This window comes from Kitasatospora sp. NBC_01250 (assembly GCF_036226465.1).
Lineage (GTDB): Bacteria > Actinomycetota > Actinomycetes > Streptomycetales > Streptomycetaceae > Kitasatospora.
In genome coordinates this window covers 2,315,929-2,333,405 of the sequence record NZ_CP108476.1, presented here as the reverse complement: position 1 = coordinate 2,333,405, position 17,477 = coordinate 2,315,929, and the positions used below count along the sequence as shown (strand labels likewise).

General features: G+C 74.3%; 13 protein-coding genes. 2 read left to right on the top strand and 11 right to left on the bottom strand.

What is annotated here, in order from left to right:
• Positions 1 to 48: 48 nt before the first annotated feature.
• The 11 genes from OG500_RS09565 to OG500_RS09515 form a co-directional block, all read right to left on the bottom strand.
• The gene (locus OG500_RS09565; RefSeq protein ID WP_327066095.1) at positions 49 to 702 is read right to left on the bottom strand and encodes a hypothetical protein; all 654 of its coding nucleotides are present in this window, start codon (positions 700 to 702) and stop codon (positions 49 to 51) included.
• Entirely contained in the window at positions 699 to 2,129 is a 1,431-nt protein-coding gene (locus OG500_RS09560) for a DUF58 domain-containing protein (RefSeq protein ID WP_327066094.1), read from the bottom strand. The genes OG500_RS09565 and OG500_RS09560 overlap by 4 nt, the downstream gene beginning before the upstream one ends.
• Positions 2,126 to 3,163, bottom strand: coding sequence for an AAA family ATPase (locus OG500_RS09555; protein WP_327066093.1), 1,038 nt, complete (start codon positions 3,161 to 3,163; stop codon positions 2,126 to 2,128). The genes OG500_RS09560 and OG500_RS09555 overlap by 4 nt, the downstream gene beginning before the upstream one ends.
• A 106-nt stretch (positions 3,164 to 3,269) precedes the next feature.
• Positions 3,270 to 3,878, bottom strand: coding sequence for a hypothetical protein (locus tag OG500_RS09550; protein WP_329578615.1), 609 nt, complete (start codon positions 3,876 to 3,878; stop codon positions 3,270 to 3,272).
• On the bottom strand, positions 3,878 to 4,888 hold the full coding sequence (locus OG500_RS09545; protein ID WP_329578612.1) for a DUF4129 domain-containing protein: 1,011 nt from the start codon (positions 4,886 to 4,888) through the stop codon (positions 3,878 to 3,880). Before OG500_RS09545 ends, OG500_RS09550 begins: the two co-directional genes overlap by 1 nt.
• A 205-nt stretch (positions 4,889 to 5,093) precedes the next feature.
• Positions 5,094 to 7,646, bottom strand: coding sequence for an ABC transporter permease (locus tag OG500_RS09540; protein ID WP_329578609.1), 2,553 nt, complete (start codon positions 7,644 to 7,646; stop codon positions 5,094 to 5,096).
• Positions 7,647 to 7,716: 70 nt separating this feature from the next.
• Positions 7,717 to 8,478, bottom strand: a complete 762-nt coding sequence (locus tag OG500_RS09535) for an ABC transporter ATP-binding protein (protein WP_327066089.1) — start codon at positions 8,476 to 8,478, stop codon at positions 7,717 to 7,719.
• Between the two features lie 225 nt (positions 8,479 to 8,703).
• Entirely contained in the window at positions 8,704 to 10,842 is a 2,139-nt protein-coding gene (locus tag OG500_RS09530) for a restriction endonuclease (RefSeq protein WP_329578606.1), read from the bottom strand.
• Positions 10,843 to 10,914: 72 nt separating this feature from the next.
• A complete protein-coding gene (locus OG500_RS09525; RefSeq protein ID WP_329578603.1) occupies positions 10,915 to 11,649 on the bottom strand; it encodes a succinate dehydrogenase/fumarate reductase iron-sulfur subunit in 735 nt (244 codons plus the stop codon).
• On the bottom strand, positions 11,646 to 13,604 hold the full coding sequence (locus OG500_RS09520; protein WP_329578600.1) for a fumarate reductase/succinate dehydrogenase flavoprotein subunit: 1,959 nt from the start codon (positions 13,602 to 13,604) through the stop codon (positions 11,646 to 11,648). Before OG500_RS09520 ends, OG500_RS09525 begins: the two co-directional genes overlap by 4 nt.
• Entirely contained in the window at positions 13,601 to 14,320 is a 720-nt protein-coding gene (locus OG500_RS09515) for a succinate dehydrogenase cytochrome b subunit (protein ID WP_327066085.1), read from the bottom strand. The genes OG500_RS09520 and OG500_RS09515 overlap by 4 nt, the downstream gene beginning before the upstream one ends.
• Before the next feature lie 84 nt (positions 14,321 to 14,404).
• Between OG500_RS09515 and OG500_RS09510 the strand changes: the two genes are divergently transcribed.
• Positions 14,405 to 15,394 (top strand): LysR family transcriptional regulator, encoded by a 990-nt coding sequence (locus tag OG500_RS09510; protein ID WP_327066084.1) that lies wholly within the window; start codon positions 14,405 to 14,407, stop codon positions 15,392 to 15,394.
• A gap of 267 nt (positions 15,395 to 15,661) precedes the next feature.
• Positions 15,662 to 17,455 (top strand): hypothetical protein, encoded by a 1,794-nt coding sequence (locus OG500_RS09505; protein ID WP_329578596.1) that lies wholly within the window; start codon positions 15,662 to 15,664, stop codon positions 17,453 to 17,455.
• Positions 17,456 to 17,477: the final 22 nt, after the last annotated feature.

Here is a 17,477-nt window from a genome sequence, read left to right as displayed (position 1 = left end):
ACCCCCTTCGTCGTACGTCGGAGCCGTACGCCGGAGCCGTACGTCGGCTCAGCGCCGCTCGTAGAGGGTCAGCCCCACCGCCCCGGCCGCCACCGCCACGCCCAGCGCGGCCAGCAGCCGGGCCGCCGAGGAGTGCCCGGTCGGCACGAGCGCGGCGAGCAGCACCACGCCGGACGCCAGGTAGGCGACCGCGAGGGTGGTGCGCCCCGGCGGCCGGTGGACGTCGCTGAAGGTGTCCACGTACAGCAGGTAGGTCAGCACCAGCACGGTGCTCGCCGCGGCGAGCCAGGCCGCGGCGGGTGCCATCGCCGCGAGCAGCAGGGCGACGGCGGCCAGCACCGTGTTGCGGTGCCGGGACAGCTGCCGGAACAGCCGCAGCCGGGGCTGCGCCGCGTCCTCGGGCACCGGCGGTGCGGCCCACCAGGCGAAGCCGGCCCCGACGACGGACAGCCACAGGGCGATCCCGAGGCCGCCCTTGGTGCCCAGGGCCAGCGGCACGGTGCCCGAGACCACCAGGGCCACGCCCAGGCAGCGGGCCGCCAGGTGCCCGGTGAGCCTGCGGACGACCGGGCTCCCGGGCTCCTCGGCGCGCACCCGATCGTCCGGCACCCGATCGTCCGCCACGTGACCGTCTGCCCTCCGATCGGCCATCGCGCGGTCGGCCGCCACTCGATCGGCCATCACCTGATCGGTGGAGCTCATCGGTTCCTCCCCTGGATCCGGCTGCGCAACAGCGGGGCGAGCGCCAGGTCGAGCGCCTCGCCGGGACGGTGGGCGACCACCGGGATGCCGCGGTTGCGCAGCGCGAACCGCATCGCCTCGCGGTCGGCCCGCCACAGCCGCAGGGCCGGCGGGCCGATCTCGTCGTCCTCCTCCACCACCGGGTCGCCGACCGGGATCTCCACCACGACCAGCGGGTTGCCCCGGTCGGCGAGGTCGACGAGCAGGTTCAGCATCCGCTGGTCGGCCAGCGGCGTGAAGACGTAGACCAGCGCGCCGGCGGGCAGCGCGGTCGGTGGCAGGCGTTTCAGCTCGGGCGTGCGGTAGCCGAGGTCGGTCCGGACGTCGAGCACGGTCTGCACGATCCGGTAGAAGTGCTGGCTGCCGCTGCCCGCCTGCAGCCAGCGGGTGGCGCCGCCGACCGAGACCACGCCGATCCGGTCGTGCAGGCGCAGGTAGGCGCGGGTCAGTCCGGCGGCGGCGCGCACCGACTCGTCCAGCGTGGAGGTGCCGCTGGCCGGGTCCCGGAAGTCGCCCAGCGCATCGAGCAGCATCACGGTGTCGGCCGCCCGCTCGGCGCTGAACTGGTTGAGCTGGATGCTGCCGCGCCGGGTGGTCGAGGGCCAGTGGATCCGCCGCTGCCGCTCGCCCCAGACATGCGGGCGCACCCCGTTGACCTCGGCGCCCTCGCCGCGCTGGCGGGTGGTGTGCTCGCCGATCCGCTCCGGCAGCCGGACCGGGATCGGGGTCAGCCCTGCGGTGGTCGGCAGCGGGAAGACCTCGGCCTCGCCCAGGTCGACCCGCACGGTGCACCTGGTCAGGTGGCCGGCGTCGTAGACGTCCAGGTCGACGTGGCCGATCGTCCAGCGGCCCCAGCGGGTGGCGGTGAGTTCCAGGGTGACGGTGTCGAGGGTGATCCGCTCGGAGTCGACGCAGACGCCGTGCCCCAGCACGCTGCGCGGGTCGAGCAGTCCGGCCTCGCCGTCGTGGCGGACCCGGATCGTGACGGTGATCCGCTCGCCCTCGAACAGCCGGCGGGACGAGACGCTCGCCTCGGCGTCGATCCGGGTCGGCCTGGTGCGGCCGGGCGCGGCCAGTGCCAGCAGCACGGCCACCCCGGCGGCCGGTGCGAAGAGCCAGGCGTGCCCGGTGACCAGCGCGGCGATGACCGCGACCGTGCCCACCGTGAGCAGCCGCAGGGTGCGCGCGGTGGCGCGCCAGCCGGTCGGCGGCGGGCTCGCCAGCTCGCTCATGGCCAGCTGCCACTTGCGCTCCTCGGTCAGCGGCGGGCGGCCGGTGACGATGGCCCGGCTGCTGCCGACGGCCGCCGGCCCGGCGCCGGCCCCGTCCGCCGGCCCGTCCGCCGAGCCTCCCGCCGGCCCGTTGGTGGTGGCCGCACCCGTCGTCATGACCGGGCGGCCTCGGCCGCAGCCCCGCCCTCGGCCGCAGCCGGCACCGCAGCCGGCGCCGAGGGACGCGGTACCGTCTGCGGGGTCGGCACCTGCGCCACCAGCGCTGCCAGCACGTCGTCCGCCTCGACCTGGCGCACCCACAACTCCGGCTTCAGGGTGACCCGGTGGGCCAGCGCCGGCACCGCGACCGCCTTGACGTCCTCCGGGGTCAGGAAGTCACGCCCCTCCAACGCGGCACGGGCCCGCGCCAGTTGGACCAGTGCCAGGCCACCGCGCGGCGAGGCGCCGACCTGGATCTGCGGGTGCGAGCGGGTGGCGTCGATCAGTGCGACGACGTACTCGACCAGGTCGTCGGAGACCTCCACCTGCTCCAGCGAGGCACGCATCGCGAGCAGTTGGGCGGGGTCGGTCACCGCGCTGAGCACCGCCTCGGGCGCGGCGCGGTCGACCCGGGCCCGCAGCATCCGGGCCTCCAGCTCGGTGGTCAGGTAGCCCATCCGCACCCGCAGCAGGAAGCGGTCGAGCTGCGCCTCGGGCAGCGCGTAGGTGCCCTCGTACTCGATCGGGTTCGCGGTGGCGATCACCACGAACGGGTCGGCCAGCTTGTGCGTGGTGCCGTCGACCGACACCTGCGACTCGGCCATCGCCTCCAGCAGCGCCGCCTGGGTCTTGGGCGGGGTGCGGTTGATCTCGTCGGCCAGCAGCAGGTTGGTGAAGATCGGCCCGGGACGGAACACCATGTCGCCGCTGCGCTGGTCGTAGAACGGGGCACCGGAGACGTCCGAGGGCAGCAGGTCGGGGGTGAACTGGATCCGGCGGAACTCCAGGCCGAGCGTGGTGGCGAAGGAGCGGGCGAGCAGGGTCTTGCCCAGGCCGGGCAGGTCCTCGATCAGGATGTGGCCGCCCGCCAGCACGCCGAGCATGACCAGCTCCAGCGCCTCCGGCTTGCCGACCACGGCGCGCTCGATCTCCGCCAGCACCTCGCGGGCGAGCTTGCCGGCCTGCTGGGGCGTCAGGGTATCGGTGGTCACAGGGTCCTCACAGAAGGGAAAGTGTTCGCGATGGTGGGTGCGGGGCCGGCGGGGCGCCCGGCACGGGGAAGTCGAAAAGCGTCGGTGCGTCAGGCCGGTGCGCGGGTCACAGCGCTTCCAGCCGGTCGATCAGCATGGTCAGCACCGCCGGCGACAGCTCGGACTCGGCGCTCGGGTCCTCGGGGTCGAGCCACGGCCAGACCTCGGGGCCGACCAGGGCCGCGGCCCGCTGCGGCTCGGCGAAGAACGAGATGTTGTGCCGCTCGGTGAGCCGCGCGGCGTACAGCCGGCGCAGCCGGGTCCGCAGCGGGTGCGGGAAGTCCTTGGCGTTCAGGCCGTTGCGCACGGTCCAGTGCCAGTCGGCCAGGCTCGGGTCCCGGCTGGACATCAGCCGCTGGCGCCGCCGGAAGCCCCCGTTCTCGGTGTCGGCGCCGATCACGTGGCGGGCCAGCACCAGGGCGGTGCCGCCCAGCAGGACGACCCCGGCGGCCAGCCCGGGGACGCCGCCGGTCAGGCCGAACAGCAGCAGGGCGATCGGCACCAGCTGGCCGAGCACCACCAGGGTGTGCCGGGTCGAGCCGAGCTCCACCGCGCGCTTCGGGCTCCCGGCGGCGGCCGGGGCACGGTCGGCCCGGCGAGCGGCCTTGCGGTCGGCTTTCCGGTCGGCCCGGCCGCGGGTGATGCTCTCGCGCTCCGGAGACTGTTGCCGGTCCATCAGGAGTGCACCCCCGTCGACTGCGAGGCGGATCCGGCCGCCGCTGCCCGGGCCGCGGCGGCCTCGGCCTCCGCGGCCGCCCGCTCGGCGATCCGCCCCGCGAGCTGCTCGGCGATCGCGTCCAGTGCGGCGCCGGCCCGGGCCAGGTGGCCCTGGTCCATCGGGTGACGCGAGAACCGGGCCTCGCGGAAGAGCGCGGTGAGCTCGGTGGCGTCCGCACCGCGCAGCGTCCCGGCGGCTGCCGCGCGCTCCAGCAGGTCGGTGGGGCTGTCCGAGACCTCCCGTTCGACGCCCGAGGCCGCCAGCGACTCCTCCATCGCCAGGTAGCAGGCGATCACGGCGGTGCGCGCGTCGTCGCCGTGCAGCAGCGCCCGGCGCGCCTCGCCGACCGCCTCGGCCAGTTCACGCTCGGTGGTGCGCACCCGGCGCTTGGGCGCCGGCGCGGCCCCGGTCGGCCGGCGCAGCTGGCGAAAGACGAACCAGAGCAGGACGATCAGCCCCACCAGGCCGACGATCAGCCCGATGAAGGCCAGCAGGCCCATCGAGGGGGAGTCGCTGTGCGGCTCCGGCGGGGGCCCGTCGAGCTTGGGCGGCGGGCGGAGCACCGACACCGGCGGTAGCTCGTGCAGCACGCTCGCGGCGCGGTAGACCAGCAGCAGGGCGACCGGCAGCAGCAGGCCCACCAGCGGGAGCAGCCGCAGCGCCGCGTCCTTCAGGCGCTCGGCGCGCGGCGACAGGTCCGCCAGGTGCTGGACCTGGCCGCGGAAGTGCCGATAGGTGCGTTCGATCAGGAAGACCCAGCCGAAGCCGATCAGCACCACCAGGCCGAACTTGTCGCTCAGCGGCGCGTGGGTGCTGCCCTGCAGCAGGCTGCTGCCCGGGCGCAGCTCCAGGGCGGCGAAGCCCAGGCCCGCCACTGCGATGACGGCCAGGGTCTGGCGCAGCCGGGCGGTGCTCGGTCCGGGACGCTCCGGGTGTTCCCGGTCGTCCGAACCATGCGGTGCTCTCATGGTCGTGCTCCCCCCGTACGGGTCCGCCCGCATTCCGGTGACGGCCCGCTAGCAGTGCAGCTTGGCACAGTGGTCCAGACATTGTCAGCACCCGCAGGAACGTGCTCGGCGCCGGGGGTGCCCAACTGCCCGAAAGGGCCTGGACACCCCGCCTCGACACCCCGACCGGACACCCGGCCTGGACACCCCGGTGCGAGGCCCCGGCTCAGCTGGCCCGGATGCTGTCCAGCACGTCCAGCCGGGAGGCCCGCCGGGCCGGCCAGAGCGCGGCCAGCAGGCCGACCAGCGCGGCAGCCGCGACGAAGCCGAGCATCGGCAGCGGCGGTACCACCGTGGTCAGGTCCTTGAAGCTGCCGGCGATGGTCCGGTTGCCGGCCCACCCGGTCAGGATCCCCAGCCCCACCCCGAGCAGCCCGCCGAGCAGTGCGATCAGCAGCGACTCCAGGCGCACCATCCGCCGCACCCCGCGCCGGTCGAGCCCGACCGCGCGCAGCATGCCGATCTCCCGGCGCCGCTCGAAGACGGACATCGCCATCGTGTTCACCACGCCCAGCACCGCGATCACCACCGACATGCCGAGCAGCCCGTACATGATGTTCAACGCCGCACTCAGCATCTGCCGGTTCTCCTTCTTCAGGTCGGCCTGGCCCTTGATCGAGATGAGCGGGTTGCCGCCGGTCGCGTCCTGCAGCGCCTGCTTGAGCGCGGCGTCGGCGCCGTGCGCGCCCTTGACCAGTACCCGGTCCGGGCCCTGGCCCGCGCTGTGCGGGGCGAGCAGCGCGTCGGGTGCGAGCAGTCCGTTCACCACCGAGTTGTCGGCCACGATCCCGCCGACGGTGAACGTCCCGGTGCTGCCGTCGGGGAAGCTGCCGGTGAACGAATCCCCCACCGACAGACGGTCGTACGTCGCGGTGCTGCGGTCGACCAGCAGTTGACCCTTCGTCAAGGCGTCGAGAGATCCGCCGACTTGGGTGAGGTTCACCAACTGGCCGATGGCGGCCGGGTTCACGCCGGTGATCCAGCGGTCGTCGTCGCCGACCGACACCGGCACCTGGCGCAGCACGCTGCTCGCGCTCACCCCGTGGGTGGCCGCGATCTGCGGGGCCACCTCGGGCGCGAGCTGGGCGTAGTTCTGCATCGCCACCGCGTAGTCGGCCCGCAGGTCGTTGCCGGCCGCCCGGTCGACGGCGCGGTTCACCGAGGCACCGACCACGGTCAGCGCGGTGATCAGGGTGACTCCGACGGTCAGCGCGGAGGCGGTGGCGGCGGTGCGGCGCGGGTTGCGCAGCGCGTTCTCCCGGGCCAGCTTGGCGGGGCTGCCGTAGAGGCGCTGGAGCAGCGGGGCGAGCAGCGCGATCAGCGGGCGGGAGAGCAGCGGGGTCAGCACGAAGACCCCGATCAGCAGGGCGCCGGCGCCCAGGCCCACGGTGTTCGTGTCGTGGCTGCCCGCGCCGCGCAGCAGCAGACCGGCGCCGGCCGCGGCGATCAGGGTGCCGACGGTGTTGCGGATCAGCAGGCTCTTCTGGGTGGCGGGCTGGTCGCCGTTGCTCATCGCGGCCACCGGCGCGATCCGGGCGGCGCGGCGGGCCGGCAGCCAGGCGGCCACCACGGTGACCAGCACGCCGACCAGCAGGACGCTCGCCACGGTGCTCGCGGTGACGATCAGCGGGCCGTCGGGCAGGTTGGCCTGCCCGGGGCCGTTCAGGATCGCGCGCAGTCCGGCCGCGATGCCGACCCCGGCCGCCAGCCCGCCGGTGGCCGCCAGCAGGCCGACCAGCAGCGCCTCGATCAGCACCGAGCGGGTGATCTGCCTGCGGCTGGCGCCGATCGCGCGCAGCAGCGCCAGCTCCTTGGTGCGCTGGGCGACCAGCATGCTGAAGGTGTTGGCGATGATGAAGATGCCGACGAAGAGCGAGATGCCGGCGAAGACCAGCAGCGAGGCGCTCAGCCCCTTGGTGCTCTCGGTGATCCGGCGGTCCTGCTCGGCGGCCAGTGCGGCGCCGGTCTGTGCGGTGAAGTCGCCGTCTCCGGGCAGCAGTCGGCGGACCTGGTCGAGCAGCTGCTGGTCGTCGGTGCCGGCCTTGGCCCGCACGTCGATCTCGTTGAACCGGCCCTGCGCCAGGTAGAGCTGCTGCGCGGTCGCGGTGTCGAAGGCGGCCAGCGAGCCGCCCGCGGTGATCCGCGGGTCGTTGACGTGCAGCAGGCCGGTGAGCTTGAGCTGCATCACCGGGCCGTTGACGGCCACCCGCACGGTGTCGCCGACCCGGTAGCCGCCCTTCTGCGCGGTCCTGGTGTCCAGCGCCAGCTCGTCGGGGTGCTGCGGACCACGGCCCGCGGCGAGCGGGTAGCGGGTGTCCTGACCGCCCGTGTCCGGCACGTAGTTGGTGCCGGTGGTCGAGAAGCCGTCACCGATCAGGGCGCCGTTGTGGTCGGCGATGCCGGCGAAGCCGCTGACCACGCCGCGGGCCTCGGCGACGCCGGACAGCGCGGCGATCGCCTGCCTGGTCTGCTCGGTCAGGTGGCCGGTGACGCCCTTCCGGCTGCCGCGGCTGTAGCCGTTGCTGACCGCGCCGTCGTCACTGACCGAGACGGCGATGCCGGTGAAGCTCCTGGCGTTCTGCGACTTCAGCGCGCTGCCGAGGGTGTCGGTGAAGACCAGCGTGCCGGAGACGAACGCGGTGCCCAGCAGCACGGCCAGGGTGGTCATCAGCAGGCGGGCCTTGTGGGCCAGGACGTTGCGCAGGGCGGTGCGGTACATGGGCTGCGGGCTCTCGGTCCTTCTCGGCGCGGCCGGTTCGGTCGTCCGCGGTCGGGGTGGGGTGGACGGGTCAGACGGTCCGGCCGGCGCCCTCGAAGCGGCGCATCCGGTCCAGCACGGTGGCCGGGGTGGGCAGCGACAGCTCGTCCACGATCCGCCCGTCGGCCAGGAAGACCACCCGGTCCGCGTAGCCGGCCGCCATCGGGTCGTGGGTCACCATCACCACGGTCTGGCCCAGTTCGCGCACCGAGTTCTGCAGGAAGCCGAGGATCTCGGCGCCGGCCCGGGAGTCCAGGTTGCCGGTGGGCTCGTCGGCGAAGACGATCTCCGGTCGGCCGGCCAGCGCGCGGGCGCAGGCGACCCGTTGCTGCTGGCCGCCGGAGAGCTGGCCGGGCCGGTGCGACAGGCGTCCGGACAGGCCCACCGTCGCCACCACCCGCGCCAGCCAGGCCTGGTCCACCTTGCGCCCTGCGATGTCCATCGGAAGGGTGATGTTCTCCAGCGCGGTCAGCTGCGGCAGCAGGTTGAACGACTGGAAGACGAAGCCGAGTTGGTCGCGGCGCAGCTTGGTCAGGGCCCGGTCGGGCAGGCCCACCAGCTCGGTCTCCCCGATCCGCGCCGAGCCGGCGGTGGCGTAGTCCAGGCCCGCCATGCAGTGCATCAGGGTCGACTTGCCCGAGCCGGAGGGGCCCATGATCGCGGTGAACTCCCCGGGCCGGAAGGAGACGCTGACCTGGTCGAGCGCCACCACCCGGGTCGCGCCGGAGCCGTAGACCTTGGTCAGCCCGGTCGCGGTGGCGGCGGCTCTGACGGGGGCGAGGGTCATGGGCATGTGGGGGCTCCCGGGGACGGACAGACTCGTGCAGGTTCGGTCCCATCCTGGTGGCGCCCACGGGCCGATCCGTCGCTCCGTCGAACGGTTGCCCGGTCCCCGGCCGGAGGGGCGGCGGGGGCGGGTCTCCTCCTCAGGTATGACGTGACCCTGAAATGCCGCCGCGGTTGCAACCGGACGGCCCCGCCGGCCCGTCAATGACCGGACTCCCCGGGAGGGCGGAGCTCAGGCGATCGCCACCCCGCGCCCGGTCGCCAGCCCCGCCAGCCCGCCCCGCACCGGGCGCACCGCCGCCTCGAAGCGCCAGCCGCCGCCCGGCCCGGTGCGCCGGAAGGCGCCCAGCTCCAGCGCGCTCTCGGCGATCCCGCTGGTGCCCTCGGCCCAGCGGTGCAGCTCCAGCTCCGAGGCGCGCTCGGTGACCACCAGGGCCAGACCGTGCAGATAGCCCAGCGGCAGCGCCGGCCCCGGGTCCTCCTCGGTGGAGACGGCCACGGCCACCTCCGTCACCTCGGGGCCCACCCGGTCCAGCGCCAACGCCAGCGTCGCGGTGCGCAGTCGGTCGCCCGCCGCGGTGCGCGCGGAGCCGAGCCTGACCGCCCCGCCCGGATCGGCGGGGTTGTTGAAGAAGACGAAGTGCTCGTCGCTCAGCACCCGCCCGCCCGCGCACAGGAAGGCCGAGACGTCCAGCTCGACCGGATCGCCGCCCACCGTGCGCGACTGCCACTCGATCCGCAGCCGGACCTCGCCCGCCCCGGCTCCCGGCGCTCCGGCTGCCGCCTCCCCGGCCATCGGCGCGGCCGGTGCCGGGCCGAGCCGTCCGCGCAGCCCCTGCTCGGCCAGCAGCTCGACCAGCTCGGGCCCGTTCACCAGCGACAGCGGCTTGTTCTCGATGTAGTCGTAGGAGCCGCGCCCGAAGTGCGCCGTGGTCACCAGGATGCCTTTGATCGCGCCGTGGTGGCGCACGGTGCTGTCTAGGTCCCGCACCGCGGTGGGGGAGACGGTCGAGCGGTAGCGCTTGGCCTGGATGACGATCTTGCCGCCGGTCACCGGATCCGGGTCGACGGCCACCACGTCCACGCCTTCGTCCCCGCTGCGCGCGGTGGTCGCCACCCGGTAGCCGCGGGCCCGGAACAGCTCGGCGATCAGCTCCTCGAAGGCGATCGGGTCCATCGTGAAGAGATCCGGCTCGTCCTCGCCGTGGCCCAGCACCCGGGCGCCCACCTCGTGCGGCCGCCGCTCCTCGCGCACCTCGGCCAGTCGCTCGGGGCGGGCCGAGAGCCGCCCGCCCAGGCCCTCCAGGCACTCCACCGGCGCCACCCGGTCCAGCGCGATCGCCCGGAACGCGGCACGGGTGGCGGTCACCGCCACCAGCACCCGTCCGGTCTCCCGCCCGGTCGCCGGATCCACGCCCTGCACCAGGCCGTTCAGCGCCACCGAGTCGACCAGGCCGCGCTGATCGGCCCGGAACAGCTCGTCCAGCACCCGCAGCGTGCCGCGCGCCAGCACCTCGCGGTAGATCCGCTTGCGCTCGGCCGCCGCCCTGGCCACCGGGGCCTGCCGGTCGTCCGTCTTCACGTACCGCACCCGGCTGTGCTCGGGCACCACGTCGAACCCGGGCAGCTCCCACTCCACGACAAGCTGACGATGCGTCACATCCCAGGCCAGGCTGATCCGGTGCGGGAATCCCTCGGGCCAGCCGGTGGAGCCGTAGAGCGCCGCGCTGAAGTACTCGCGCACCGCCTCGTCCTCGCCGCGGCCCAGCCGCTCGGCCAGCTCCCGGGTGCGGGCGATCCGCTCGGCGTCGTGCCGGCGGTGCTCGGCCGCCCACTCGTCGAAGCCGCGCTGGTACTCCGTCAGCTGCCGCAGCCGCTCGCGCTCGGCGGCCTGCGCCCGGTGCCAGTCCCGCTCGTACTGCGCCTGGGCCTGCGCGCGCTGCTCCTCGTAGCGGCGGCGCTGCAGCATCCCGCCCTGGGCCGGCACCTGGTAGCGCGCCGGATCCGGCATCGGGACGGGCACCCCGAGCCGTCCGGGGTCGAAGGCGGCCGGCAGCGCGGCGGGCGCCAGCAGCGGGTCCAGGCTGAACGCGGGGCGGGCCAGGCCCACCCGCAGCAGGCCCTCCAGCTCGGCCACCCGCTCCTCGAGCCGCGCGCTCAGCTCGCCGGCCTCGGCCTCCCGGCTCTGCTGGTACGCCTTGGCCGCCTCCCGCTCCCCGCGCGCCGCGGCCAGTTGCGCGGCCCTGGCCGCCTGCGCCGCCTGCCGCTGCGCCGCCACCTGCGCCCGCTCCTGGGCCTGCCTGCGCCGCTGCTCCTGCCGCTGCGCCTCCGCCCAGACCGAGAGCACCCCGCCGCCCGCTCGCCTTGCCACGTCCACCCCTTCACCCTGCCGCTGTCTCGCGCACAGATACCTTAGGGGGTGTACGGCGCAGCGCGGAGCGGGTCACCGCCCGCCGAGCAGGAACTCCCGGTTCAGCGTCGCGATCGCGTTCAGCCCGATCCCCTTGGGGCAGGCGGTGGCGCACTCGCCGGTGTTGGTGCAGCCGCCGAAGCCCTCCGCGTCCATCGCCCCCACCAGGGCCCGCGCCCGGCTGCGCCGTTCCGGCGCACCCTGCGGCAGCACGTTGAGGTGCACCACCTTGGCCGAGGTGAAGAGCATCGCCGACCCGTTGGGGCAGGCCGCCACGCAGGCCCCGCAGCCGATGCACTCGGCGTGCTCGAAGGCGAGGTCGGCGGCCTCCTTGGGCACCGGGGTGGCGTGCGCCTCGGGGGCGCTGCCGGTGGGCGCGGTGATGTAGCCGCCGGCCCCGATGATCCGGTCGAACGCCGACCGGTCCACCACCAGGTCCCGCACGACCGGGAAGGCCGCCGAGCGCCACGGCTCGACGTCGATCACGTCGCCGTCCTGGAAGTGCCGCATGTGCAGCTGGCAGGTGGTGGTCCGCTCCGGGCCGTGCGCCTGGCCGTTGATCACCATGCCGCAGGCGCCGCAGATGCCCTCGCGGCAGTCGTGGTCGAAGGCCACCGGCTCCTCGCCGCGCGGGATCAGCTCCTCGTTGAGGGTGTCCAGCATCTCCAGGAACGACATCTCCGGGCTGATCCCGGTGACCTGGTAGGTGGTCAGCGCGCCGGGCGCGTCCGGTCCGGCCTGCCGCCAGATCCGCAGGGTGAGGTTCATGCGTAGCTCCGCTGGGTGGGGTGGACCTCGGTGAAGGTGAGCTCTTCGCGGTGCAGCACCGGTGCGCCGCCGTCGGTGTACTCCCAGGCGGCCACGTAGCCGAACTCCTCGTCCTTGCGGGCCGCTTCGCCGCTCGGGGTCTGGCTCTCGGTGCGGAAGTGGCCGCCGCAGGACTCGGTGCGGTGCAGCGCGTCCAGGCACATCAGTTCGGCCAGTTCGAAGTAGTCGACCAGTCGATTGGCCTTCTCCAGCGTCTGGTTGAGCTCCTCGCCGGTGCCCGGCACGGCGAGCCGGCGCCAGAACTCGGCGCGCAGCTCGGGGATCCTGGCCAGCGCCCGGCGCAGCCCGGCCTCGTCGCGGGCCATCCCGCACTCGTCCCAGAGCAGTTGGCCCAGCTCGCGGTGGAAGGACTCGGGGCTGCGGTCGCCGTCCACGGCCAGCAGCCGCTTGAGCCGGTCCGTCACCTCGGCGATCACCGTGGTGACCTCCGGGTGGTCGGCGGCCACCGGGGCGACCGGCGCCTGGGCCAGGTAGTCGGCCAGGGTGGCCGGCAGCACGAAGTAGCCGTCGGCCAGTCCCTGCATCAGGGCGCTGGCCCCGAGCCGGTTGGCGCCGTGGTCGGAGAAGTTGGCCTCGCCGATCGCGAACAGGCCCGGCACGCTGGTCTGCAGGTCGTAGTCGACCCACAGTCCGCCCATCGTGTAGTGGATCGCGGGGTAGATCCGCATCGGCACCCGGTACGGGTCCTCGGCGGTGATCCGCTGGTACATCTCGAAGAGGTTGCCGTACCTGGCCTCGACGGCCGCCCGGCCCAGCCGGGCGATCGCGTCGGCGAAGTCCAGGTAGACGCCCTGCCCGCCGGGTCCGACCCCGCGGCCCTCGTCGCAGACGTTCTTCGCGGCCCGGGAGGCGATGTCGCGCGGCACCAGGTTGCCGAAGGCGGGGTAGATCCGCTCCAGGTAGTAGTCCCGCTCGTCCTCGGGGATCAGCTCCGGCGAGCGGGTGTCGCCGGCGGTCCTCGGCACCCAGATCCGCCCGTCGTTGCGCAGCGACTCGCTCATCAGGGTGAGTTTGGCCTGGTGCTCGCCCGAGCGCGGGATGCAGGTCGGGTGGATCTGGGTGAAGCACGGGTTGGCGAAGTACGCGCCGCGCCGGTGCGCGCGCCAGATCGCGGTGGCGTTGGAGTTCTTGGCGTTGGTGGACAGGTGGAAGACGTTGCCGTAGCCGCCGGTGGCCAGCACCACGGCGTCGGCCAGGTGGGCACTGACCGCACCGGTCACCAGGTCGCGGGCCACGATGCCGCGCGCCCGCCCGTCGATCACCAGCAGGTCGAGCATCTCGGTGCGCGGGTGCAGCTCCACGTTGCCGGCCGCGACCTGCCGGGAGAGCGCCTGGTAGGCGCCGAGCAGCAGCTGCTGTCCGGTCTGGCCGCGGGCGTAGAAGGTGCGCGAGACCTGCACGCCGCCGAACGAGCGGGTGTCCAGCAGGCCGCCGTACTCGCGGGCGAACGGCACGCCCTGGGCCACGCACTGGTCGATGATCTGCACCGAGACCTCGGCCAGCCGGTGGACGTTGGACTCCCGGGCCCGGAAGTCGCCGCCCTTGACGGTGTCGTAGAAGAGCCGCCGCACCGAGTCGCCGTCGTTGCGGTAGTTCTTCGCCGCGTTGATCCCGCCCTGCGCGGCGATCGAGTGCGCCCGCCTGGGGGAGTCCTGGAAGCAGAACTGCACCACGTGGTAGCCGGCTTCGGCCAGCGTGGCGCCGGCCGAACCGCCCGCGAGGCCGGTGCCCACCACGATCACGGTGCGCCCGCGCCGGTTGGCCGGGTTCACCAGCTTCGCCTCGAACCGGCGCCGGTCCCAGCGCTCGGCGATCGGGCCGTCCGGCGCCCGGTCGTCGGCGATCGGCGCGCCGACGGTGAAGTCGCTGTAGTCAGTGGGCACTTCGGAGGTCATCGGACGATTCCTGTCATCACGGCGAGCGGCACGGAGAGGAAGCCGGCAGTCAGCACCAGCGCCAGCAGGTTGGCGGTCAGCTTCAACGCCCGGTCGCGGCGCGGGTTGTTGACGCCCAGCGTCTGGGCGGCGCTCCAGAAGCCGTGCCGCACGTGCAGCCCGACCGCCAGCATCGCCACGCAGTAGATCCCGCCGTCGTACCAGGTGCGGAAGGCACCCACCACGTTCTGGTACGGGTGCCCGGGGTCGGCCACCGGGTTCACGGTCAGGGTGGTCAGGTCCAGGATGTGCCAGACGATGAAGAGCGCCAGGATCACCCCGCCCCAGCGCATGGTGCGCGTCGCGTAGCTGGCCCGCGCCCGGGTGCGCCGGTAGCCGGTCGGCCGGGCGGCCAGGTCGCGCCGGCTCAGCTGGTAGGCGGCCACCCCGTGCACCACCACGGCGAGCACCAGGCCGACCCGGGCGATCCACAGGAACCACGCGTGGCCGAGGAAGGGCTGGCCGATGGTGCGCAGCCAGGCCGCGTAGCCGTTGAGCTCGCCGGCCCCGAAGAAGATCTTCAGATTGCCCAGCATGTGGAGGACCAGATAGGTCAGCATCGCCACACCGCTGACCGCCATCGCGGCCTTCTTGCCGATGGTCGAACCCCAGAGCACCGCCAGGGTGGACCGTTCCCGCGTCGACCCGCGGGGTCGCGCTCCCGTTGTCACTGCCATGCCGAGAACGGTAGGAACCGCAGTGGTGATCCGTCCAAGACATCTTCCGGCTCACCACGATAGGTAGCGGCTATGATGGCAGCTGTGCAGTTCCACCAGCTCCGCTACTTCGTGGCCGTCGCCGAACTGCGGCACTTCACCCGCGCCGCCGAGCGGACCAGGGTCGCCCAGCCCTCGCTCTCCCAGCAGATCCGTTCACTGGAGCGGGAGTTGGGCGCCGAGCTGTTCCACCGGACGCGCGGCAACATCGCGCTCACCGACGCGGGTGCGGCGCTGCTGCCGCTGGCCCGGCGCATCCTGGCCGACGCCGAGAGCGCCCGGCTCGCCGTCCAGGAGACGGTGCAGCTGCGGCGCGGCCGGGTCCGCCTCGGTGCCCCGCCGAGCCTGTGCACCAGCCTGGTCCCCGACGTGCTGCGGGCCTACCGGTCCCGGCACCCGGGCGTCGAGCTCGTGGTGCGCGAGGACGGTTCGCGCGATCTGGTCCGTACCCTGACGGCCGGCGAACTGGACCTGGCGCTGATCATCACACCGCAGGCGGGCGAGGCACCCGGGCTCGCGGTCACCGAACTGCTCTACGAGGACCTGGTGCTGGTCTCGGCCACCCCGATGCGGCGGCGCAGGGCCCGGATCGAGGACCTGCGCGGGCAGCCGCTGGTGATGTTCCGGGAGGGCTACGACCTGCGCGAGGCCACCCTGGCGGCCTGCCGGGCCGCCGGTTTCGAGCCCGAACTCGCGGTGGCCGGCGGGGAGATGGACGCCGTGCTCGGCTTCGTCCGGGCCGGCCTCGGGCCCGCCGTGCTGCCCGGCATGGTGGCCGCCCGCAGCGGCCTGAGCGTCACCCCGTTCGCCGGGTCCGGCCTCGGCCGGGTGATCGCGCTGGCCAGCGGTGCCGAACTGCCGCTCAGCCGCGCGGCTGCGGCGCTGCGCGAGGTGCTGCTCGATCACCTGGTCGAGGCCGGCCGGGCGGGCGCACTGCCGCCCGGCACCCGGCTGCTCGATCCCGACCGGCCCGGCCCGTTCGGCCGCACCGCGGCCTCTCGGTCTGACGATGTGTCAGCTGATCGCCTCGGGTGACGCGGCACCATCGGCTCGCCGTGCGGCGCGTGTCAGGCGGGCGCCGCGGCCCCGGGCGCGCCACAGTGGCAGCGGACAGGGTCAGGTGCGTGCAAGCCTCGAACGCCCACCCGTATCCTGGCCTACCAGCACGGACACCGGTGCGCGGGACTCGCTCCACCCGCCCCGGGCGCCGTCCCGCCCCGCCCCGTCGAAGTTTTACCCAGTCTTCCCGAAAACCCGCCTTCCCCGCCACGAACCGGACGGTTCTCAATGACAGTACTTCCCGTGCAGAACGCCGATGTACCGCCGCAGGACCGCTCGGCCGGTCCCGCGGCCGACCGGGCGCCGGACCTCCGTACGGACCTGCTCCGGTACGCCGAGCTGGGCGGCTTCACCCTCGCCGCCGACACCCACGCCTGGTACGCCGCAGCAGGCACCGTGACCAACCCCGAGGAGGCCAGGGCGGCCTCCACCGTGCTGGCCGAGGTGCGCGGCGGCGACCTGGCCGTCCTGCAGGAGGCGGCCGAGCGGCTTGCCGCCGAGGCCGCGCTGCGCGAGCCGACGACCCTCGCCGAGGTGCTCACCCTGCTCGCGCTGCTGCGCCGGGTCCAGGAGACCGCCGCCACCCTGCGCTCGGGCGCCTACGAGGCGGACCTGGACGCGCTCGCCGCAGCCACCGCGAACGGCAGCTGGCGCAAGGAGCGCGGGCTGAAGATCTCCTGGGGCCGACGCCGCAAGCTGCGGGCCGAGGCCAAGCGGCTGGCGGTCGCCGACCGCCCGCGCCGTGAGTCGCTGCACGCCGCGCTGGTCGCCGCCGCCACCGAGCGCACCGAGTGGCAGACGCTCGCGCCGGCCCCCGGCACCACCGCCCGCCCGGTCGACGCCGAACTTCTGGAGGTCACCGGACAGGCCGCCGAGACCCTGGCCGGCGCGCTGCGCGGGCTGGGCCGGCTGCTGGCCGACCGCGAGCTGACCGGCCTCCCGTTCGAGGAGCTGGCCGCGCTGGTGGACGCGCTGGCCGCCGACGAGGGCACCCTCTACCGCCTGCCCGAACTGCGCACCCTGCGCGCCGGGCTGGAGGAGGGCGGGCTCGACGACCTGCTCGCCGAGCTGACGGCCGCCCGCGCCGATCGCTCGGCCGTGCTGCTCGCGTACGCGCGCACCACGGGGGAGGCGGAGGCCGAGGACGCGGCGGAGGCTGCGTCGGCGCTGGATGCGGATGCGGATGCGGATGTCGAGGCCGAGGCCGAGGTTGATGCCGAGGTCGAGGCTGCGGCCGAGGTGGCGGAGGCGGTTGTCCCGCACATCGCCATCCCGTCCCCGTCGCCCGAGCCGTCCGCCGAGACCATCGCCCGCACCGAGGTGACCGTGGTTGAGGCGCCGGCGGTCGAGGAGTCGGCGATCGAGGCGCCGGTGACCGAGGCAGCGGCCGAGGAGGTCGACGCCGAGGAGGCCGAGGCTGCGGACGCGGCTGCCGAAGAGCCTGCCGCGGAGGAGCCGGTCGCCGAAGAGCCGGTGGTCGAGGAGCCCGCTGCGGAGGAGCCGGTCGCCGAGGAGCTCCCCAGCGAGCCGGAGCCGGAGCTCACTCCCGAGCCCGAGCCCACCCCTGTGGCCGCCGCAGAGTCCGAGCCCGAGCCCGAGGCGGCCCCCGAGCCCGAGCCGGAGCCCGCTCTGGAGGCCGCCCCCGAGGCCGTCGCTGCCGTGGAGCCCGCCCCCGCTCCCGCCTTTGAGTCCGAGCCCGAGCCGGAGCCCGCTCTGGAGGCCGCCCCCGAGGCCGTCGCTGCCGTGGAGCCCGCCCCCGCCTCCGAGCCCGAGCCCGAGGCGGCCCCCGCCTCCGCTGCCACCCCCAAGCGGGTGCGTCGGCCGAAGAAGCCCGACCTCGCCCCCGGCCGCCCGATCACCGCCTACTCCGCCGAGGAGCTGCTCGCCCTGGTCCGCTGGATCGACGGCGACTTCGTCCAGCGCACCGACGACGAACTGCTGCGCGCCACCATGAAGGAGCTCGGGTTCGCCCGGCTCGGCCCCCGGATCAAGGAGGCGCTGGGCGCAGCCGTCGCCGCGGCCCGCCCCACCGACTGACCACCGGCACCGAGTGCAGCAC